At 67.1% G+C, this 21,002-nt stretch carries 17 protein-coding genes; 6 read left to right on the top strand and 11 right to left on the bottom strand.

Annotation, left to right across the window (positions count from 1 at the left end; all coding sequences use genetic code 11):
* Positions 1-40: 40 nt before the first annotated feature.
* The 4 genes from TSO5_RS12465 to TSO5_RS12450 form a co-directional block, all read right to left on the bottom strand.
* Positions 41-625, bottom strand: coding sequence for a hypothetical protein (locus tag TSO5_RS12465; RefSeq protein ID WP_109151888.1), 585 nt, complete (start codon positions 623-625; stop codon positions 41-43).
* A gap of 127 nt (positions 626-752) precedes the next feature.
* Positions 753-3,671, bottom strand: coding sequence for a DNA polymerase I (polA, locus tag TSO5_RS12460; RefSeq protein ID WP_109151887.1), 2,919 nt, complete (start codon positions 3,669-3,671; stop codon positions 753-755).
* A gap of 85 nt (positions 3,672-3,756) precedes the next feature.
* A complete protein-coding gene (locus TSO5_RS12455; RefSeq protein WP_199230870.1) occupies positions 3,757-4,524 on the bottom strand; it encodes a response regulator transcription factor in 768 nt (255 codons plus the stop codon).
* A gap of 117 nt (positions 4,525-4,641) precedes the next feature.
* A complete protein-coding gene (locus TSO5_RS12450; protein ID WP_109151886.1) occupies positions 4,642-5,478 on the bottom strand; it encodes a transporter substrate-binding domain-containing protein in 837 nt (278 codons plus the stop codon).
* 476 nt (positions 5,479-5,954) lie between these two features.
* On the opposite strand from TSO5_RS12450, the gene TSO5_RS12445 reads away from it, so the two are divergent.
* The 5 genes from TSO5_RS12445 to TSO5_RS12425 are packed head-to-tail and all read left to right on the top strand — an operon-like array spanning position 5,955 to position 10,302.
* Positions 5,955-7,622 (top strand): SpoIIE family protein phosphatase, encoded by a 1,668-nt coding sequence (locus tag TSO5_RS12445; RefSeq protein ID WP_109151885.1) that lies wholly within the window; start codon positions 5,955-5,957, stop codon positions 7,620-7,622.
* Positions 7,623-7,641: 19 nt separating this feature from the next.
* A complete protein-coding gene (locus TSO5_RS12440; protein ID WP_085085722.1) occupies positions 7,642-8,187 on the top strand; it encodes a SiaB family protein kinase in 546 nt (181 codons plus the stop codon).
* A 20-nt stretch (positions 8,188-8,207) separates the two neighbouring features.
* Positions 8,208-8,582, top strand: coding sequence for a biofilm regulation phosphoprotein SiaC (siaC, locus tag TSO5_RS12435; protein ID WP_109151884.1), 375 nt, complete (start codon positions 8,208-8,210; stop codon positions 8,580-8,582).
* Positions 8,583-8,602: 20 nt separating this feature from the next.
* Complete coding sequence (locus TSO5_RS12430; RefSeq protein ID WP_109151883.1) at positions 8,603-9,505, top strand: HAMP domain-containing sensor histidine kinase; 903 nt, start codon at positions 8,603-8,605, stop codon at positions 9,503-9,505.
* Complete coding sequence (locus TSO5_RS12425; protein WP_109151882.1) at positions 9,502-10,302, top strand: diguanylate cyclase; 801 nt, start codon at positions 9,502-9,504, stop codon at positions 10,300-10,302. Before TSO5_RS12430 ends, TSO5_RS12425 begins: the two co-directional genes overlap by 4 nt.
* A gap of 14 nt (positions 10,303-10,316) precedes the next feature.
* On the opposite strand, the gene TSO5_RS12420 is transcribed toward TSO5_RS12425, so the two are convergent.
* Positions 10,317-12,215: an AI-2E family transporter gene (locus TSO5_RS12420; RefSeq protein ID WP_109151881.1), complete on the bottom strand. Its 1,899-nt coding sequence runs from the start codon at positions 12,213-12,215 to the stop codon at positions 10,317-10,319.
* A 181-nt stretch (positions 12,216-12,396) separates the two neighbouring features.
* Between TSO5_RS12420 and TSO5_RS12415 the strand changes: the two genes are divergently transcribed.
* Complete coding sequence (locus TSO5_RS12415; protein ID WP_158282411.1) at positions 12,397-13,599, top strand: MFS transporter; 1,203 nt, start codon at positions 12,397-12,399, stop codon at positions 13,597-13,599.
* Between the two features lie 23 nt (positions 13,600-13,622).
* Here TSO5_RS12415 and TSO5_RS12410 read toward each other — a convergent pair whose 3' ends face one another.
* The 6 genes from TSO5_RS12410 to TSO5_RS12380 all read right to left on the bottom strand — a co-directional run bounded on the left by TSO5_RS12410 (position 13,623) and on the right by TSO5_RS12380 (position 20,967).
* Entirely contained in the window at positions 13,623-14,654 is a 1,032-nt protein-coding gene (locus TSO5_RS12410; RefSeq protein ID WP_109151879.1) for an agmatine deiminase family protein, read from the bottom strand.
* A gap of 540 nt (positions 14,655-15,194) precedes the next feature.
* The gene (locus tag TSO5_RS12400) at positions 15,195-16,028 is read right to left on the bottom strand and encodes an ABC transporter permease subunit (RefSeq protein WP_109151878.1); all 834 of its coding nucleotides are present in this window, start codon (positions 16,026-16,028) and stop codon (positions 15,195-15,197) included.
* Positions 16,025-16,969, bottom strand: coding sequence for an ABC transporter permease subunit (locus TSO5_RS12395; protein ID WP_109151877.1), 945 nt, complete (start codon positions 16,967-16,969; stop codon positions 16,025-16,027). The genes TSO5_RS12400 and TSO5_RS12395 overlap by 4 nt, the downstream gene beginning before the upstream one ends.
* Positions 16,966-18,117 carry a polyamine ABC transporter ATP-binding protein gene (gene potA / locus TSO5_RS12390; protein ID WP_109151876.1) on the bottom strand — a complete coding sequence of 384 codons (1,152 nt, stop codon included), beginning with the start codon at positions 18,115-18,117 and terminating at the stop codon, positions 16,966-16,968. The genes TSO5_RS12395 and potA overlap by 4 nt, the downstream gene beginning before the upstream one ends.
* A 99-nt stretch (positions 18,118-18,216) precedes the next feature.
* A complete protein-coding gene (locus TSO5_RS12385) occupies positions 18,217-19,314 on the bottom strand; it encodes an extracellular solute-binding protein (protein ID WP_109151875.1) in 1,098 nt (365 codons plus the stop codon).
* Positions 19,315-19,488: 174 nt separating this feature from the next.
* Positions 19,489-20,967 carry a GDL motif peptide-associated radical SAM/SPASM maturase gene (locus TSO5_RS12380; RefSeq protein WP_247870724.1) on the bottom strand — a complete coding sequence of 493 codons (1,479 nt, stop codon included), beginning with the start codon at positions 20,965-20,967 and terminating at the stop codon, positions 19,489-19,491.
* Positions 20,968-21,002 lie beyond the last annotated feature (35 nt).

Here is a 21,002-nt window from a genome sequence, read left to right as displayed (position 1 = left end):
GGCGCCCCGCCGATGCCGGCGGGTTCCGCAGCGAAGCGGATCAGGTGAAGCTGTCACCCAGCCCGAGATTCTTCAGGTTGAAGCCGGCATCCTTGCAGGTCTCGCGGATTTTGCGGACGGCCGCCAGCAGTTCCTTGCTCTGGCTGAGCGTCGGCGAGGTGCGGAGAATCTGTGCGAACAGTTCCTGATTCATCTGGTACCTCAGCGTGTTCCTGGGGTCGCTTTCCAGATGAAGAAGAAACATGTCGTCGAAGATGTTGCTGTCGACGGTGCGGGACTTCGAAGTCTTGACGCGCTTGAACCAGCTCATGCTCTTCGCGAGCTTGGAGTTCTGCTCGACCGTCTTCATCTCGCTGGCGAGCTTGGCGTAGGCGGCGCTGTCATCGTCCTTGTCGCCCAGAAACATCTTGAAGATGCACAGCGCCTTGGTCTTGGTCGGCTCGGCGCGGAAATCCAGCACCATCCAGGGAAACAGCACCCGCTTGAGACGGTCGATCGATGTCTCAACCGAATCCACATCCATGTTCTTGGCGATCGCCCCCTGGCTCCGCGACAAGGCGGCATAGACCAGGGCGCGTCGGGTCTCCGCCGGAGCAAAGGCGATCTTCTGGGCAACGGACGTCACGATAACCCCTCCCTATCAAAGGGATATTTTCGGTCCGTTCGGGCTAACACACATAACTATGCAGACTCAACATGTTGCGCGCCGGGAGCGCGTGGATGAAATCCGCCGCCCCCCGGCAACCCCCGCCTCAGTGCGCCTCTTCCCAATTGTCCCCAATCCCCGCTTCCGCCACCAGCGGAACGCCGAGGTGCGCCGCCCCCTCCATCACCTCGCGCACGATCCGGGCCGCGTCCTCCACCTCCGCTTCCGGCACCTCGAACAGCAGTTCGTCGTGCACCTGCAGCAGCATGCGGGCGTTGCTGCCCGCGGCGGCCAGCGCGCCCGGCATGCGGTTCATCGCGCGCTTCATGATGTCGGCGGCGGTGCCCTGAATCGGGGCGTTGATCGCCTGACGCTCGGCGAAGGCGCGGCGGGCGGCGTTCTTTTCCTGGATGCCGGGCATGTAGCAGCGGCGGCCGAACAGCGTCACCACATAGCCGTGCTGGCGGGCGAAGGCCTTGGTCGCCTCCATCCACACCTTCAGTTCGTGGAAACGCTCCAGATAGGTCTTGATGAAGGCGTTGGCCTCCCCCGGCGCGATGCCGAGCTGGCGGCCGAGGCCGAAGCCGGAAATGCCGTAGATGATGCCGAAGTTGATCGCCTTGGCCTTGCGGCGGATGTCCGGCGTCATCTGCTCCAGCGGGATGCCGAAGACCTGGGCGGCGGTGGCGGCGTGAATGTCCAGACCGTCCCGGAAGGCGTCTTTCAACGCCTGGATGTTCGCCATCTCCGCCACCAGACGCAGCTCGATCTGCGAATAGTCGACGCTCAGCAGCTTGTGGCCGGGCGCGGCCACGAAGGCGCGGCGGATCTTCTTGCCCTCCTCCGTCCGCACCGGGATGTTCTGCAGGTTGGGGTCGGTGGAGGACAGGCGGCCGGTGTTGGTCGCCGCCAGCGCGAAGGCGGTGTGGACGCGGCCGGTGACCGGGGAGATCTTCTCCTGCAGCGCGTCGGTGTAGGTGCTTTTCAGCTTGGCGAGCTGGCGCCAGTCGAGCACGCGCTGGGCGATGGTGTGGCCCTGCTCCGCCAGTTCCTCCAGCACGCTGCTGTCGGTGGAATAGGCGCCGGTCTTGCCCTTCTTGCCGGTGCCGAGCTTCAGCGTGTCGAACAGGATTTCGCCCAGCTGCTTGGGCGAGCCGATGTTGAAGGTCTGGCCGGCCAGGGCGTGGACGTCCTTCTCGATCTCGGCGAGGCGGACGGACAGGCTCTGCGACAGATCGGACAGCGCTTTCTTGTCGATGCGCACGCCGGCCCGCTCCATGTCCGCCACCACCGGGACCAGCGGGCGGTCGAGCGTCTCATAGACGGTGACCATGCGGTCGTCGACCAGGCGCGGCTTCAGCAGCGTCCACAGGCGCAGCGTGATGTCGGCGTCCTCGGCGGCATAGGCCAGCGCCTTGTCCAGCGGCACGCGGTCGAAGGTGATCTGGTTCTTGCCGGTGCCGCAGACCTCCTTGAAGGGGATCGGCGTGTAGGCGAGGTGAAGCTCCGCCAGCTCGTCCATGCCGTGGCCGTGCGAACCGCCCTCCAGCACGTAGGAAATCAGCATGCTGTCGTCCACCGGCGAGACCTTGATGCCGTTGCGGGCGAACAGCTGGTGGTCGAACTTGAAGTTGTGGCCGATTTTCAGGACCGACGGGTCCTCCAGCACATCCTTCAGGATCGCCATCGCCTCATCGGTCGGGATCTGCTTGGGCGGCGGCGGAGCGTCGAAGTCCAGCTGTCCGGCGGCGGCGGTCGAGGCGCCATGGGCGAGCGGGATGTAGCAGGCGATGCCGGGTTCGGTGGACAGCGAAACGCCGACCAGCGTGGCGGTCGCCGGGGTCAGGCTGTCGGTCTCGGTATCGACCGCCAGCACGCCGGTCTCGCGCGCCCGCTCGACCCAGCGGCGCAGCGCGTCGGCATCCTGCACCAGTTCATAGCGCACCTCCGGCACATGCAGCACCGTCTTGCGGGCCGGGCGGTCTTCGCCCGCTGGGCTTTCGGCAGGGGCCGGAGACTTAACGGCGGGCGCGGGTACGGAGCCGGGGGACGGGAGCCCACCGCTGGCACCGTCGGCGATGCGGCCGTCCTTCTGCATCTCCATCTCGACGCGCGAGACGATGCTGCGGAAGCCCTGGGCGCGCAAGAAGTCGATCAGCTTCTGGTGGTCGGGTTCGCGCACGCGCAGCTCGTCCAGCGGCTTCGGCGGCGGCACCTGATCGTCCAGCAGGACCAGACGGCGGGAGACGCGGGCGAGATCGGCGAACTCGATCAGCTTCTGGCGGCGAGCCGGCTGCTTGATCTTCTCGGCGTTCGCAAGCAGGGCTTCCAGGTCGCCATATTCGGTGATGAGCTGGGCAGCGGTCTTCACGCCGATGCCGGGCACGCCGGGGACATTGTCGACGCTGTCGCCGGCCAGCGCCTGGACATCCACCACCTTCTCGGGAGGGACGCCGAACTTCTCGAACACCTCGTCGGGGCCGATGGACTTGTTCTTCATCGGGTCGAACATGCCGACGCCGGGGCGGACCAGCTGCATCAGGTCCTTGTCCGACGACACGATGGTGACCTGACGGCCGGCCTCCTGCGCCAGACGGGCGTAGGTGGCGATCAGGTCGTCAGCCTCGAAGCCCTCCAGCTCCAGACAGGGCAGGCAGAAGGCCTCCGTCGCCTCGCGGATCAGGGCGAACTGCGGCTTCAGCTCCTCCGGCGGTTCCGGGCGGTGGGCCTTGTAGTCGGGGTAGAACTCGTTGCGGAAATTCAGGCGCTTGCTGTCGAAGACCACCGCAACGGCTTCCGCCTTGGCGTCGGCCAGCAGCTTCAGCAGCATGTTGGAGAAGCCCAGCACCGCGTTGACCGGCGTGCCGTCCGGCCGCGTCAGCATCGGCAGCGCATGGAAGGCGCGGAAGATGAAGCCCGACCCGTCGACCAGATACAGGCCGCTGCCATCGCCGCCCGACGTGGTGCCGCCCGGAGTGGCCTTGGCTTCGGTCGCGGTGTTCTCGGAGGCGGTGGCATCAGTCATGGTGGTCTCTTGTCCCTTCCTTGCGGGCGCTACCATCGCCGAAGGAGGGCCGGGAGTCGAGTGCCGAGACCGGGGTAGAGCGCCCTCAGCCGGCGCTGTCCTCCACCGCGCTGGTCACCACCGGGCCGACGAAGGCATAGCCGACGCCGTGCACCGCCTGGACCGGCAGGGCGCAGCCGCTGCGCTCCTCCACCTTGATGCGCAGGCGGCGGACCAGCGAGTCGATGGAACGGCTGTAGGGGTCCCAGTCGCGGCCCGTCAGCGCCAGGGAGATGTCCTGACGGCTCACCGCTTCGCCGGGCGCGGTGACCAGCAGCGAGAGGAACTTGTACTCCGTTGCGGTCAGCGGAACGGCGGCGCCGCTCGGCGGCTGGATGCGCCATTCGATGTCGTCGAACAGCCAGGCCTTGCGCAGGTCCGCAGGCGGTGCGCCGGCGGGAGCGGCGGGCGGCGCCTGGACATGGTCCGCGGCAGGCGGCGAATCGGCGCCCTTCTGCATCCGGCGCATCAGCGCCTTGATCTGCGCCTCCACCTCGCGGAAATCCACCGGCTTGACCAGATAGACGTCGGCGCCCAGTTCCAGCCCGATGACGCGGTCGATCAGGCTGGACCGCGCCGTCAGCATGATGATGGCGGCCGGGGAGCCGGCACGCACGCGGCGGGCGACCGAAAAGCCATCCTCGTCCGGCAGGTTGACGTCGAGCACGATGACGTCGGCCGGTCCTGCGTCCAGCAGCCGGTCCAGCTCCGCACCGCGCGACGCCCCCTGCACCTCGAAGCCGCAGCGATCGAGATATTCGACAAGATCGTCACGAAGGTCGGCTTCGTCTTCGACCACAATGATCCGGGCCACGACGCCTCACGCCCCCATTCACATTCATATGAACTTATCTTAAACGCCCGGACGGGTTACGCAAACCCTATCGGACGAATGGAGTAAACGAGGCCGCGTACCATCGGTTCCGCTGCCTTACCTATTGGATAGGTAGCGGTCGCCGACCGTGGCGGCATAGCGGGCCACCCACTCGCGGTCGATGGCGTCGATACGCCCCTTTGCCTTCAGCTCGGCAAAGCAGCGGTCGAAGTCGGCGCGCAGCGACTCGTCACGGAAAACCATGCTGTAGGGCGTCGGCGGGAAGATGGCGGTGAACTGCACCGGCTGGGCCGGATCGAACGGCAGCCCGCCGGCCGATTTCACCTTCTCCTGAAGCTGGCGGTTGTATTCGGCGAAGATCAGGCCGTCGGCCAGCACCGCGTCCACCCGGCCGGCGAACAGCAGGTTGGAATGCACCATCTGGTCGGCGCGCTCGCGGAAATCGCCGAAGCTGGGGATCGCGGCGCGCAGGCCCGGCAGCACGTCCGGCGCGCCGGAAAAGGTGATGACCCGCTTGCCCGCCAGATCGGCCAGCGACCGCACCGTCAGGCCGCTGCTTTTCAGCACAGAGGCGCCGTTCTGGTAATGGATATAGGGGACGGAGCGGGCCCCCGGCATCTCCATTCCCGCCGGAACGGTGGTGACGGCATCCACCGGCCCGCCCGCCTGGACACCGTCGCGATAATCGTTCCAGTGGCGGCCGAAGGGGACAACTTTGAAATGCGCCTCGTGCCCGCAGGTGGCCAGGGTTTCCTTGATGATGGAGGCCTCGCGCCCGGTGCCGTCGGCGGTCATCATCGGCGGCAGCTCCGGCGCCAGGATCGTCACCGGGCGGGCCGCCGCGGGCAGCGCCGCGGAGGCGAGGCCGATGAAGAGGGCTAGGCGGGCCGCGACTCCCCCCGTGGCAGCGAATGCACGAACACCGAACGCCATCCTTCGCACTCCGTCCTTGCCAGCCTCAGCTCAAGTCCGCCGCAACCGCCGCGTCCGGCCAGGAGGCGACGGCCCCGGAAAGTAGCATGGGCGACGGCGGCGCCGTCCACGGAAATTCCCGCGTCCGGCAAAGGCTTCGGCGACTTGAACGAGGCGTATGTTACAGTTCGTCGCAATTGGTTGGGATTGGTCGCCGGCCGTTGCCGGTCGTTCCCATTTTGTCAACCGCTCCGACAATGAACACCTCTTCGCCAAATGTTATTTCAGGACTGAGTAAACCGATCGTGTTATGGATAGGCTCATCGGCCACTCGCATGATGCCCGCCGGCTGGCTCGATGACTGTCGGCATGTTGCACGCGAGGGTGGATTTACTGATGGAAATGGGACTACCGCACCCCCGAACCTCCGGGACGGGGTTGGCATGAAACCCGCCATGAATGCAGAGGCCCCGATCGGCCGGGTCAGGAGGATGTGGATGAGCGTCACGGGATGGGACGACACCGAATCCTATACGCTTCGCGGCGCCGGCCCCCGTGGATCGGGTGACGAAGTCGCCCGCCCCGGCGGATCGTCTCTGCTGACCCGCGTCATTCTGATGATCGTCGGCTGCACCCTGCTGGTCGGGCTGATCGCCATGGGCGTGTCGTCCGTGCTGGTCGGCCGGCAGCAGCGCGACGCGCTGACCCACCGCGCGACGCTGGTCGGCACGCTCCAGGCCTCGGCCATGGGGCAGGCGGTGTGGGAGTTCGACACCCGCGCGGTGGAGGCGATGATCCGCGGCCTGATGGCCGAGGATCCGGCGGTGCGCAGCGTCAAGGTGTGGGCGGCGACCGGCGGACGCGGCGGCCATGGCGAACCGCTGGTGGAGCTGGACCGTCCGTCCGGCCGGGCGGAGCTGGCGACCGTCGAACGGCAGATCGTCATGTCCGGCAGCAACGGCGAGCGCACGATGGTCGGCCTGCTGCGCATGACCTATTCGCTGGAGGAGGCGGAAAGCGCCACCCTGACGGCGCTGGCGCCGATGGCGGGTCTCGTCATCTTCTCGCTGCTGGCGGTCATCGGCATGATCAGCGTGCTGCTGAACCGGCTGGTGCTGGCGCCGCTCGCCCGGCTGACGCGGTCGGCGGGGGCCATCGCAGCCGGCGACTATCGCGTGCGCCTGCGCAACACCCGCGCCGACGAGATCGGGCAGCTGACCGTCGCCTTCAACCATATGGCGGAAACCGTCCACGACTATACCGAGCGGCTGGAACAGCGCGTCGCCGAACGGACGGAGGAACTGCGCCAGTCCAACGAGCAGCTGGCGGTCGTCAACCGGCAGGTGATGGACAGCATCCAGTATGCGAGCCTACTGCAGTCGGCCATCCTGCCGGACGAGCGCGAGATGGCGCGGCATCTGGACGGCGTCTGCGTGCTGTGGCGTCCACGCGACGTGGTCGGTGGCGATTTCCACATCTTCCGCGAGTTGGAGGACGGCCGCTTCCTGATCGGCGTCGCCGACTGTTCCGGCCATGGCGTGCCGGGCGCCTTCATGACGATGACGGTATCGGCCATCCTCGACCATGTGCTGTCGGAGACGCCGGACAGCGATCCGGCGGCGATCCTGGGCAGGCTGAACCGCATGGTGCGCGCGGCGCTGGCCCGCGGACGTGACAACCCGCGTTTCGACAACGGGCTGGACATCGGGCTGTGCCTGGTGCGACCGGATCGCGGCGACCTGCTGTTCGCCGGCGGGCGGATCGGCCTGCACATCGTCGACCCCAGCACCGACAAGGTCGGCGAGGTGAAGGGCGACCCGCAGAGCCTGGGCTATCGCCGCTCCGACATCGGCCACCGCTTCACCACCCACCGGGTGGAACTGGCGCCGGGCCGCAGCTTCTACCTGACCACCGACGGTTTCCTCGATCAGGCCGGCGGCGCCCGCGGCTTCGGCTTCGGCAACCGCCGCTTCAGCACCATGCTTCTGGAGCACGACGCGATCCCGATGGCGGAGCGCCGGACCGCCTTCGCTCAGGCCCTGGCCGAGCATCAGGGCGAGCGGGCCCAGCGCGACGACATCACCCTGGTCGGCTTCAGCGTTTCGCCGGTACTTGCGGCGGTGTCCGCGGCCGACGCATCCTCCTCCCACCCCGTCCACCCGTAAGGCAGGTCGTCAAAGTACGATGAAAGGCAACGAACTCTTCAACCTGCAGGAGCTGCTGTCGCGGCAGAAGCTGCTGATCTGCTTCAGCGGCCCCTTCAGCCACAGCGTCATCGAGGAGCTGGGCAAGGCGGTCCGCAACCATCTGGAAAATGAGCGGATCGAAAAGTCGGCGATCATGGACGTCTTCTCCGTCTATGTGGAGCAGGCGCAGAATGTCCGCAATTACACGGCATCGCGCGAAGCGCTGGGCCGGCCGATCCCGGCCAACAGCGGAATCGTGGTGATCGGCAAGGAGGGCGACCATTACGTCGTCAGCTCCGGCAATCTGGTGGAGGCGGACGACGTGCCCGGCCTGTCGGCGATGCTGGAAAAGCTGCGCGGACTGGACAAGGCCGGCCTCAAGGCGGTCTACAAGGAGCAGTCGCGCAAGCCGCGCGAGCCGGGCGCCAGCGGCGCCGGGCTGGGGCTGATCGACATGGCGCGCAAGGCCACCCGGCCGCTGGAATACTCGCTGCGCGCGGTGGACGACGCCTATTTCTTCTTCAGCCTTGAAGTCCAGCTATAAGAAATCACGGAACACGCATAATGGACAGTTTGCGGATCGAGGCAACCTCCTGCTCGCCCCTGATCGATTTCGATCCGGCGGCCGGGCTGCTGCGCATCGAAGGGGAATCCTATCCGGAGAACTCCTTCGACTTCTACGCGCCGGTGTTCAGCTGGCTGGAGGAGTATCTGAAGGACCCCGCACCGGCGGTGGTGCTGGACATCGGGCTGAGCTATCTCAACACCAGCAGCATCAAATGCATGATCGACGTGCTGGAGATGCTGGACGGCGCCCACCAGAAGGGTCAGACGGTGTCGGTGCGCTGGCATTACGACAGCGACAACGACCGCGCGCTCGACATGGCGGAGGAGTTCGCCGAGGACGTGTCTCTGCCGTTCGAAATTCTGGCCCATTGATGGCACACTGAGCACCCGGGATGACGATGCGGTCGCAGGAACAGGAGCTTCGTCAGTGGGTTCAGCGGCTGGCCGAGGATCCGGCCAATGCCGACAACCCGCTGCTGGCGGAATTCCAGACGCTGGCGGAACGGCACGGCAAGCTTTTGCGCCAGTTCCGCAAGATCGCCAAGATCAGCGACCGCCTCCAGACCGAGACCAAGGAGATGGCGCTCCAGCAGCGCCAGTTCGTGCTGATGGTCAGCCACGAATTCCGCACGCCGCTGGCGATCATCGACAGCGCCTCGCAGATGCTGGAGCTTGAGCCGAAGCTGCCGGTTTCGGCGATGCCGCGGGTGGGAAAGATCCGCAATGCGGTCCAGCGGATGCTGCACCTGATCGAACGCTGCCTGACCAACGACCGGCTCGGCACCGCGGCGGCACGGCCGATGGCCTTCGACCTTGCGGCGATGCTGACCGCGCTGGCGGGCGAGGTGGGGGCGTCGGCCTGCGGCCACCGGGTCGAGCTGCATGGCGCCGACCGTCCGCTCCCGATTCCCGGCGACCGCGACCTTTTGGCGATTGTGTTTTCCAACCTGCTGGAGAACGCTGTCAAATACTCGCCGAACGGGGGGACGGTCCGTGTCGACCTCTCGGCCGGAGAGGGTCAGGTCACGGTTCGGATCACGGACGAGGGAATCGGCGTCAATGCGGCCGACGCGGCGCGGCTGTTCGACAAGTATTTCCGCGCATCCAACGCCGCCGGGACGACCGGTGCCGGGCTTGGGCTCCACCTTGCCCGCTGCATCGTGGACAACCATGGCGGCGGCATTTCGATGACGAGCGAACTGGGGCGGGGATCGGCCTTCACCGTCCGGCTGCCGGTGCCGCGGGCCACGCTTCCGGTGACCGCGACGGTCCCGGTGGCAGAGGAGGCATCATGACCGGCGACACCAAATCCGCCGACACCGGGCTTGGCACCGGGCTTGAGGGCGCGACGGTGACGGGTTTGCCCAGGCGCTGGGCCTTGCGGCGGGGAACGGTGGGCATGATGCTGCAGGAGCAGAAGATCCAGGACTGGCTCGCCCGCCTTGCGGAGGACCCTGATTACGCCGCCCATCCGCTGATGGGGGAATTCCGCGCGCTTGCCGACGAACATCTGAAGCTGATGCGGCAGTTGACCAAGATCGCCAAGATCAGCGACCGCATGCAGACCGACACCCGCCAGATGGCGCGGGCGCTGCATGCCGCCTCGCAGACCGATCCGCTGACCGAGCTGCCCAACCGCCGCCAGATGATCGAACGGCTGGAGGCGGAGCTGTGCCGCGTCGGCCGCAGCGGTGGCGGCTTCACGCTCATCATGCTGGACATCGACCATTTCAAGGAAGTGAACGACGCCTTCGGCCATGCCGCCGGCGACCATGTGCTGGTCGAAACCGCCGGCCTGCTGCGGCGGAACCTGCGCGGGCACGATCTGTGCGCCCGCTGGGGCGGCGAGGAGTTCCTGATCCTGTTGCCCGACACCGATCAAATCCAGGCCGAAGCGGTGGCGGAAAAGCTGCGGGAGATCATCGCCCGCCATCCCATCGCGCATCAGGACCACGACATCGTCGTGACTCTGAGCCTGGGCGTCGCCGCCTACCGCGAAGGGCGGACGGCCGATGCCTGCATCCAGGCGGCAGACGATGCCCTATACATCGCCAAGCGCGCCGGGCGGAACAGGTGGGCCGCGGCGGCCTAAGTGAGGCGGCCTGACTAAGGCTGCGGAGACGTCGGCTCGGGAGCGGGGGCGGCAACCACGCCGATGCTCAACTCCTCCAACTGCGCCAGGGCGCCGGCCATGCCGGTGGCGACCAGATTGGCGTCGGTCTCGGCACTGGCGCGCTCCGGCACATCGGCCTCCGGATGGGCGCTCCACAGGCAGAGCAGAATCGGCACGTGCGGACCGAAATGCAGGCGCAGGCGGCGCACCAGCCGCCTGCTGTGGCCCAGGGCCGACGGGTTGAGGGAGGACAGCACCACCGCATCCACCCCGGCGGTTCCCAGGCTGGCAATGGTGCGCGATGACACCTTCTCGCACGGCACGACATCGGTCCGGGTGCCACGGCCGGTCAGCAGGTAGGCCAGAAGCCCGGCCGCCGCCTCGTCCAGATTGTTGCGGGCGCCGACACAGAGCACATGGGGCGCATCGCCGGCCGGGGCCACGGTGTCGCTCAACTCGTCCAGCAGGCTCGCCATGCCCTCGGCCACCGCCTGCCGGCCTTCCGGGTTCAGGGTGCCGCGCTGGCGGTCCTGCTCGGCGAGCGACAGGGCGGGAAGCAGCAGGCCGTCGGCCAGTTCGACCGGGCTGCAGGTGCCGAGCCGCTCCTCGGCAAGTTCCGTCGCCTCGGTGGGATCGCGGGCGAGCAGGCGCTGGTACACCTTCGCCTCGTCGGGCAGGACCGGGCGGTCGCCCAGCATCACCTCCAGGAAATGCAGTTGCGGCACATGGCGGCCCAGCACGACGAGGCACACCGTCAGCGGCGTCGCCAGCAGCAGCCCGATGGGCCCCCACAGCGTCGTCCACACGACGGCCGCGACGATGATGGCGAGGGAGGACAGGCCGGTCGCCGTGCCGTAGAGCCAAGGCTCCACCACATTGTTGGAAAACAGCTCCACCGCCACGAACAGGGCGATGCACAGCAGCGGCAGGGTCCAGCCGGTGTCGACCGCGAAGGACAGCAGGATCGGAAACGCCGACGCGATCACCGGCCCCAGGAACGGGATGAAGCGCAGAACCGTCGCCAGCAATCCCCACAATAGCGGGTTCGGCACGCCCAGCAGCCACAGCCCGACGCCGATCGGAATGCCGTAGGTGACGTTCACCACCACCTGCATCAGCAGATAGCGGCTGACCCGCTCGCCGGCGTCGTTCATCGCTTCCGTCGTGCGGCTGAGATCGCCGGACCCGACCAGACGGATCAGGCGGTCGCGCAGATCCTCCCGCTGCAGCAGCATGAAGATGGTGAAGACCAGCACCATGCCGGCGGTGGCGATGGGCGTCATCGCCGGGCCGAGAAATCGGCTGGCAAGGTCGAACACTCCGGTGTCGGACTGGTCGATGCGCACCGGCACCGGTTCGCGGCGCGGCGGGGTGGCGGCGGCGCCGGCCTGCGGCGCGGGCGCGGCCGTGGTGCCCTGCTGCGCCGGCGTCGCGCCGCCGGTGGCGTTCTCCAGCTCCTGTTTGAGGTCGCGGAAGGCCTCGGTCGCCTGCTTGATGGCGCCGCGGTCGCCGGTCGATGCGGTGGCGCTGCGCAGGGATTCGATCTTGGTGTGGATGTTGCGCTGGTAGGTCGGCAGATTGTCGGCCAGATCGCCAAGCTGGCTGCCCACCACCGCGCCGAAGCCGATGATGGCGAGGAACAGCAGGACCACCACCGCCAGCACCGACGGCACCCGGCCCAGGCGCCAGCGCTCCAGCCGGCTGACGATGGGCGTCAGCACGAAGCCGAGCAGCACCGCCAGGGCGATCGGCATCAGGATGTCCGCCGCCACATAGAGCGTCACCACGATCAGCGTGATGATGAGCAGGATGGTCTGGGTGGAGACGGGCGGAGCGGCCTTCGTCACCGCGATGGGGCGTGCCTGCAGCCGGCGGGCGGTGTCCTCGGCCATGATCGTCGGGCTTTCCGGATGGGAGAATGCCCGACAGGAACACCGGCCGCGCCGCCACGTTCCCTGCCGCCGCGTTTCGAGGAGGCCCAAGCATTGGAAGGGCGCTGGACACGGCGCGTTTCGGTGTCATCTTCGACACGGGCACGTGGACAATTATGGTGGGCAGGGGAAAGCGACGACCATGCGCTGGTTCATTCTTGCCATCCTGTTCATCGCCCGCACCTGCATGGCGCTGGAGTTCCAGATCCTGGGCGCCGTGATGCCGTTCGCGCGGGCGGATCTGGACAGCGACTATGCCGCCATGGGCCAGTTGATGGGCCTGTTCATGCTGCCGGGCATCGTGCTGGCCTTGCCGGCGGGGATGCTGAGCAGCCGGTTCGGACTGAAGCGGCTGGCGGTCTTCAGCCTGCTTTTGCTGGCCGGCGGCAGCGCGCTGTTCTCGGTCAGTCACGATTATGGCACCGCCCTGGCCGGGCGTCTGGTCGGCGGGGCCGGCAACGCGGTGCTCAGCGTGCTGGTTTCGGCGATGGTGGCCGAATGGTTCCGTGACCGCGACCTGTCGACGGCGCTGTCCATCGTGTTCATCAGCTGGCAGTTCGGCCTCGCCGTCGCGCTGGCGGTGTTCCCGGCGATCGCGGAGGCGGCGTCCTGGCGCTGGGCCTGTCATCTGACGACTCTGGTCTGCCTGACGGTGGCGGTTCTGGTGGGGCTGACCTACCGCTCGCCCGCCAGCACGGCCACCGCCATGTCCATTGCCACCGCCACGGCGCGGCGGAGCTTGCCCAGCCTGCGGCTGATCGCCCGACGGCAGAGCATCCTCCCCACCCTGGCCGGCATCATCTGGACCGCCTACAATGTCGGACAGGTGATTTTCCTGACTTATGCGCCGGCCCTGCTGGCCTCCACCGGCATGTCGGTGACCGAGGCGTCGCGCACCGTCAGCCTGACCGTGTGGGTGACCATGGCGACCATGCCGCTGGGCGGCCTGCTGACCGACCGTTGCCGCCGGCCGCTGATGCCGGTGGCGGTCGGATCGCTGGGTGCCGCGGCGGCGGGGATGGCCTTCAGCCTGGGGGCGCCGCCGGTGGCGAGCTGCATCGCCGCCGGCCTGTTTCTCGGCCTGCCGGCCGGCGGCATCCTGGCCCTGCCCGCCCGCCACTCCGCCCCAGGCGAGACGGCATGGTCGCTGGGCTGGTTCATGACCGTCTTCTATATCCTGATGACGCTCATCCAGATGCTGGCCGGCCTGATCCGCGACCGGACCGGCAGCGACCTCGTCACCGTCGAGTTCGGCTGCGCGCTGCTGGCGCTGGTCGCCGTCGGTCTGATCCCGTTCGAACTGGCACGCCGGGCTTTGCGGCCGGCCCCCGCCATGGCGGCCTGAACCGCCGGATCAGAGCGCCGGTTTCAGGGAAGCGGCTGCTGCTGGGTGATGCAGTGGATGCCGCCGCCGCCGCGCACGATGTCCAGGGCCGCGATCTGCACCACCTCGCGGTCGGGGAAGGCCTTGCGGACGACGCGGAATGCCTCGTCGTCGGCCGGATCCTCGAAGGCCGGCATGACAATGCCGCCGTTGGCGATGTAGAGGTTGGTGTAGGACAGGGTCAGGCGCACGCCGTTCACGTCGCGGCGGGCCGGCTGCTGGATCGGGATGACCTCCAGCGCGCGGCCCTTCGCGTCGCGGGCACGCTTCAGCCGGTCGAGATTGTCCTGGAAGATCTTGAAGTTGGGATCGCCGGGATCGTCAGTGGTGATCGCCATCACCACGCCGGGACGCACGAACAGCGCGATCTCGTCGATGTGGCCGTCGGTCTCGTCGTCCTGATAGCCCTGCCCCAGCCAGATCACCGTCTCGACGCCGAGATGGTCCTTCAAATGCCGCTCGATCTCCTCACGCGACAGGCCGGGATTGCGGTTGGGGTTGAGCAGGCATTGCTCGGTGGTGATCAGCGTTCCCTCCCCGTCCACATGGAAGGAGCCGCCCTCCATAACCAGGGGCGCGGAAAAGCAGGGAAGCTTGAGGTGGTCGAGGATCAGGCGGCCGACCTGCCGGTCCTTCTCGCAGCCCTCGTAATTGCCGCCCCAGGCGTTGAATCCCCAATGGACGCCGGCCAGCCCGCCCTTGCCGTCGATAACGAAGCTGGGCCCGGTGTCGCGAATCCAGGAATCGCTGATCGGCAGCGGCAGGATCTGGATGCCGGCACCGCAGGCGAGAGAAGCCTCCGCCACATCCGCCGGGTCGCACACCATCGTCACCGGCTCGAAGCGGGAGATGGCCTGCGCGACCTCGGCGTAGGCGTCGCACGCGGCGTCGAAGGCACCCTCCGGCCAGGTTTCCGGCCGGCACGGCCACGCCATCCAGCAACCGCTGTGGCGCGCCCATTCGCCGGGCATGTGGAAGCCTTGGCCCGTCGGCATCGGGGCGTTCGGTGTCGTCATGCGTCGATCCCCCTACCCTTTTTTAAAAAGTCCCTGCCCGTCGCGGCGGCCGCGTGACTCGAAACCGCGAGCCTCAAACCGCAAGACCGGGACATTTTCCGTCCCGGTCCACCCTAACCACGGGAGCGCGCGTTTGGCAATCGCGTCCACGGCAGCCGGCACTTGGCCTTATGGCAGAGGAACTTTTGAAAGAACACGACGTCGGGTCGCGTCGGCATGCCGGGAGGGGGCCGGCATGAAGGCCATCGGCGGCCGATCAGGCGCCGGACGGCGGGCGCAGGGCGCGGCGGGCAGTGACCGTACGGGTGGTCGAATAAGCACTGGAAACGGGATTGAAAAATCCGAGTCTCAACAAGGGGAACCACAGGAGCGCGCGCATGGCACGGCCTCTTTCGCTGTTGCAGATGGCTTCAACATAGCAAAAGAAGCAGGCAATTGCCATCCATGGCGGCAGGTTTCTCCTCTGCGCGGACGGATGGGGTGCCGGGATCGTCTATGGACCGGCCGGGCTATGGCGTCCGACCGGTCTATAAAACTCCATCAGCCGTTCTGGATCGCCATCTGCTCGTCGCGTTTGCGTTGGCGTTCCTGGCGGGCCATGACGATGCTGGCAACGAAGATGCCGGTCGCCACCACCAGCACCATCAGGGTGGCCAGCGCGTTGATCTGCGGGCTGATGCCGAACTTCACGCTGGAGAAGATCACCATCGGCAGCGTCGTCGATCCGGGACCGGAGACGAAGCTCGCCACCACCACGTCGTCCAGCGACAGGGTGAAGGCCAGCAGCCAGCCGGCGACCAGCGCCGGGGCGATCAGCGGCAGGGTGATGACGAAGAAGACCTTGGCCGGGCGGGCGCCCAGGTCCATCGCCGCCTCCTCCAGGCTGCCGTCCATGCCGGCCAGCCGCGACTGGATGACCACCGCGACATAGGACATGGTGAAAGTGGTGTGGGCGATGGTGATGGTGGTGACGCCGCGCCCGTCGGGCCAGCCCACCCATTGCTCCATCGCCACGAACAGCAGCAGCAGCGATAGGCCGGTGATGACCTCTGGCATGACCAGCGGCGCGGTGATCATGCCGCCGAACAGCGTCCGGCCGCGGAAGCGCCCGAAGCGGGTCAAAGCCAGCCCGGCGCAGGTGCCCAGCAGCACCGCCAGCGTCGCCGACACCGCCGCCACCTGGAAGGACAGCAGGGCGGCGTCCAGCAGCGTGTCGTTGTGGATCAGCTCTGCATACCATTTGGTCGAGAAGCCGGCCCACACCGTCACCAGCCGCGACTCGTTGAAGCTGAAGACGATCAGCAGCGCGATGGGGACATAGAGGAAGGCATAGCCGAACAGCAGCGCCCAAGACAGGAACCCGAACCGCTTCATCGCCCGGCCTCCGCCTGTTTGCCCTGCACATGCTGGAAGATCATGATCGGCACCACCAGGACCAGAAGCAGGGCGATGGCGACGGCCGACGCCACCGGCCAGTCGCGGTTGGCGAAGAACTCGTTCCACAGCACGCGGCCGATCATCAGCGTGTCGGGGCCGCCCAGCAGTTCCGGCGTCACGAACTCGCCCACCGCCGGGATGAAGACCAGCAGCGAGCCGGCGATGATCCCCGGCAGCGACAGCGGCAGCGTGATCGACAGGAAGGACTTGAAGGGACGGGAGCCGAGATCGGCCGCCGCCTCCAGCAGGCTGGGGTCCATCTTCTCCAGGGTGGAATAGAGCGGCAGCACCATGAATGGCAGGTAGCAGTAGGTCATGCCGATATAGACCGCCCAGTCGGAATAGAGAATCTCCACCGGACCGCTGGTGATGCCCGCCCATTCCAGCAGGTTGCTGATGACGCCGTTGCCCTTGAGAATACCGATCCAGGCATAGATGCGGATCAGGAAGCTGGTCCAGAAGGGCAGGATCACCAGCATCATCAGCGGCCCGCGCCGCGCCGGTTCGGCCTTGGCGATGGCGTAGGCCATGGGATAGCCGATGAGCAGGCAGAACAGCGTGGTGACCGCCGCGATCTTCAGCGAGTTCAGGTAGGCGAGGATGTAGAGGTCGTCCCCGCCCAGCCGGAAGTAATTGCTGATGTTCAGCAGGATCTGCAGCTTGGAGGTGCCGGCATCCTCGTCGGTCAGCCACTCCACCAGCGACGAATAGGGCGGCTGGGCGATGATCGATTCGGAGAAGCTGATGCCGAAGACGATCAGGAAGGGCACCAGGAAGAACAGCATCAGCCACAGATAGGGGACGGCGACGACCACGCCGCGGCCCCACAGCCCGATCCGGCTGAGCCCGGAAACGAGAATGGCGACGACCGCCCTCATTGGGTCAGCACCACGCCGGCGAAGGGGCGCCAGGTTAGGGTCACCTCGTCCTCCCAGGTGATCGGCATTTCGGTGCGGCGGGTGACGTTGGGGGCGGTGACCCGCACCGTCTTGCCGGTCGGCAGTTGCACCAGATAGATCGACACGTCGCCGAGATAGGCGATCTCGCGCACGATGCCGGTGGTCTGGTTGCGGCCGTCACCGCCGGCGACCGGGTCCTTCGACAGGGCGATCTTCTCCGGCCGGATGGCGACGGAGACGGGGGAGCCGGCCGGCGCCGGGGTGGCGTGGGCGATCAGCAGTTCGCAGCCGGCCTCCTCCGACGCGACGATGACCTGATCGCCTTCGGTGGAGACGACACGGCCGTCGAACATGTTGATCGAACCGATGAATTCGGCGACGAAGCGGCTGTGCGGGTACTCGTAGATCTCGGTCGGCGTGCCCACCTGCGCGATGACGCCGTGGTTCATCACGGCGATACGCGAGGACATCGTCATCGCCTCTTCCTGGTCGTGGGTCACGACGATGAAGGTGACGCCCAGCTTTTCCTGGATGTTGACCAGTTCGAACTGCGTGCGTTCGCGCAGCTTCTTGTCCAGCGCGCCCAGCGGCTCGTCCAGCAGCAGCAGCTTCGGCCGCTTGACCAGCGAACGGGCGAGCGCCACGCGCTGGCGCTGGCCGCCGGACAGCTGGTGCGGGCGGCGCTTGCCGAAGGCCGACAGCTGGACCATTCCCAGCATCTCCGCCACCCGGTCGCGGATCTCCGCCTTCGCCACCCCGTCCTGTTTCAGGCCGAAGGCGACGTTCTGCTCCACCGTCATGTGCGGGAACAGGGCATAGGACTGGAACATCATGTTGACCGGCCGCTCATAGGGCGGGATGCCGGCCATATCGACGCCGTCGATGAAGATCTTGCCTTCGGTCGGCTGCTCGAACCCCGCCAGCATGCGCAGCAGAGTCGTCTTGCCGGAACCGGAACCGCCGAGCAGAGCGAAGAACTCGTTGCGATAGATCGACAGGCTGACCTCGTCCACCGCGACGAAGTCGCCGAAGGTCTTCGTCACCTTCTCGATTCGGACATACGGCGTCTGGCCCGCGTCCTGCCACGGTTCCAGACGGGTGGGTTTGCGAATCGGCTGACCGGCCATCCGGGTTCCTCTTTCATGACGACGCCCCGGCCGCTCCCCATCGCTGGGGATCGGCCGGGGCGGGCCAGCGCCACAGATCGGCGCCTCGTTGGGAGCGGCTTACTTGCCGGTCTTGACCTTGGTCCACACGCGGGTGCGGGCGCGGTCGGTGGTCTGCTTGATCTGCTTCAGCGAGAACAGCTTCACCTTGCTGTCGGCCGGCAGGAAGATGCCGGGGTTCGACTTGATATCGTCGGCCACCATCGGCAGCGAGGCCGGCACCGCGTTGGCGTAGCTGACCTTGTTGGAGATGTTGGCCATGTTGGCCGGGTCGAGCACGAAGTTGATGAACTCGTACGCGCCTTCCTTGTTCGGCGCGTCGGCCGGGATCGCCAGCGTGTCCCACCAGACCTGCACGCCTTCCTTCGGCGTGATGTATTCGACCTTGGCGCTCTTGGCCTCGGCGGCACGGGCGGCGCCCTGGATGGCGTCGCCGTTGTAGGCCATCACGACGCAGGCGTCGCCGCCGGCCAGGATGTTGATGTTCTCACCGGTGACGAACCGCTTGATGTAGGGACGGACCGCCATCAGCGTCTTTTCGACCTTCTCCAGATCCTCCTTCTTCTCGGAGTTCGGATCGAGGCCGAGATAGTTCAGCACCGACGGGATGACGTCGATGGCCGAATCCATCACGGTGATGCCGCAGGCCGCGACCTTCTTGGCCACTTCCGGCTTGAAGATCAGGTCCCAGCTGTCGAGCGCGACGTCGGGAGCGACGGCCTTGATCTTTTCCGGGATGATGGCGATGCCGACGGTCCCGCCGAGATAGGGCACGGCGTACTTGTTGCCGGGGTCGGAATTCTCCAGCAGCTTCAAGACCTTCGGGTCGACGTTCTTGTAGTTGGGGATCTTCGACTTGTCGAGCGGACCCACCACCTTGGCCTGGATCAGGCGGGACAGGGTCGGTTCGGCGGTCGGCACGATCACGTCATAGCCGGACTTGCCGACGAGCACCTTCTGCTCCAGCAGTTCCAGGCTGTCGTACAGGTCGACCTTCGTCTCAGCGCCCGTGGCCTTGGTGAAGTCGGCGAGGGTCGTTTCACCCAGATAATCGTTCCAGATGTAGATGTTGACCGGCTTCTTGGCCTGGGCCATCGCCGGGCCGGCGATGGCAATCGCCGCGACCGCGCCGATGAGGCTGAGAGCGAGTTTTTTCATGATTTGCCCCGACCTGTTCGTGAGTGTTGCGGGCGCCGCCACATCCCAACGGCATACCCGGCTCGCGGGCGCTATTGCACCCACGGCCGGGCATGTTGTCAACGGTTAGGGTCGAGGTCGGGAGCCGGTTTCCGGGCGCCGGTCATCTGCCCGAAGCCGTGCCCGATCAACCGGCTATCCGGGGAGCGCTGCCGTGGATTGCCTGGCCGCTGATTGCTTCTGCGCCCGGGCCTCGTCCAGCAGGCGTTGGGTCTCGACGATCAGGTCACGGCGGCGCGCGCTGTCGATCTCGTGCTGCGCCGCCGCCGCCGCGACGTCGGCGCCGCAATGGGGGCAATCGGTCTCGTGCGGCCAGATATACTGGTTGCAGGCGCGGCAGAGCATCAGGCTGGGCGGCACCACGCCGCCTTCGGGGGAGCGTTCGTAGGCGTGGCGATGCACCGCCGCCGGGTCGCGTTCCGGCAGGCCGGGGGATTCGGCGCCGGGGATCGGCTCGGTGATGAGCGCGAACTCGCCGATGGCGAAGGCCTCGTTCGGCGCGTCCTTGATCTTCACCACCCGCTCGCGCAGGCCATGCTTGGCGAGGTCGAGCACCCGGTAATGGCAGTAGGGGTTGTTGCCCCGCTTGCCCAGCAGCGATTCGGAGGTCCAGGTGCAGCCGGCGCGGCAGATGTCGGCGTAATAGCAGGTGCGGCAATAGCCCCACAGCTCGTCCACCGACCGCAGGCGGCCGAACTGCATCCGGTCGGCATGGCGCCAGATGTCCTCCACGCTCATCTCGCGGATGTTGCCGGCGGCATAGAGGGAGGTCGCCAGCGACGGGCAGCCCTTCAGGGTGCCGTCCGCTTCGATGCCGATGCCGATCTGACCGGCGGCGCAGCCGGACCAATGCATCCGGTCGTCGCCCAGGCCGCGCCAGATATGCTCGTAGGGGCCGTAATAGCCGACATTGTTGCCGACCACCATCAGCAGCCCGCGCTCCAGCCCCTCGCGGTAGAGGCGGGCCAGCAGCGGCATGACGTCGAGAAGGCGGTGGGGCTGCAGCAGCAGGTCCGGATTGTCGACGGCATTGCCCATCGCGACGGTGAACTGGATCTGCCAGTGGGTGGCCCCGGCCTCGATGATCCGGTTCATCAGCTCCGGCAGATGGTCGGGGGTTTCGGGGCCAATCTGGGTGTTGACCGACACCGCCAGCCCGCGCTCCTTGGCGCGGCGCAGGGCGCTCATCGCCTGATCGTAGGAGCCGGGAACGCCGCGCACCCGGTCGTGGAGGTCGGGCAGCCCGTCGATCGAGACGCCGATCGCCTGGAGCCCGGCCTCCACCGCCTCGTCCAGCCGGCGGTCGGTCAGGTTGCGGCCACCGGTCTGCACGGCGGTCCTGATGCCATGGCTGCGGCAGCGCCGGATGATCTCCACCCAATCCTTGCGCAGATAGGCCTCGCCGCCGATCAGCGAAATTTCGCGGGTGCCGAGCGCGGCCAGACGGTCGACGAGGTCCAGCGCCTCCTCGGTGCTCAGCTCGTCCGGCCGCGGCCGGCCGGCACGCGATCCGCAATGCTGGCATTTCAGATTGCAGGCGAGCGTGGTTTCCCAGACCACCAGGACCGGGACCAGCTTGCGGAAGTCGTCCTCAAAACAATAGCGCGCCGGCACGGACGCCAACTGTTCCGGGGGCTGATCCGGGGGCC

The organism is Azospirillum sp. TSO5, assembly GCF_003116065.1.
Classification (GTDB): domain Bacteria; phylum Pseudomonadota; class Alphaproteobacteria; order Azospirillales; family Azospirillaceae; genus Azospirillum.
Note: the sequence above shows the minus strand (reverse complement) of the source record. Positions and strands in the feature narration are given on the sequence as shown.